The 235-nt window shown below is 71.5% G+C and carries 1 protein-coding gene; it reads right to left on the bottom strand.

The window, feature by feature from the left end:
- The coding region (locus tag ACQG3P_RS23905; RefSeq protein WP_426806439.1) for a hypothetical protein at positions 1 to 235 on the bottom strand (235 nt) is incomplete at both ends.

The raw sequence follows: 235 nt of genomic DNA, 5'->3' as shown, positions 1-235 counted from the left end.
GGCCCATCTTCGCCAGGTACTCACCGGCGGCGCTGCTGGCCAGGAACGCGTTGGACGGCGACAGGTGGTCGGTGGTGATGTTGTCGCCCAGCACCGCCAGTGCACGCATCCCGGGCAGCCCGCGCTCGCCGGCCAACGCGCCTTCCCAGTACGGCGGGCGGCGGAGGTCGGTGCTCTGCGGGCGCCAGTCGTACAGCGGGCTGAGCGGCGCACCGTGGTCGACCTTGAAGGTGAA

The sequence above is a fragment of the Stenotrophomonas sp. SrG genome, assembly GCF_050031795.1.
GTDB lineage: Bacteria > Pseudomonadota > Gammaproteobacteria > Xanthomonadales > Xanthomonadaceae > Stenotrophomonas > Stenotrophomonas rhizophila_A.
Note: the sequence above shows the minus strand (reverse complement) of the source record. Positions and strands in the feature narration are given on the sequence as shown.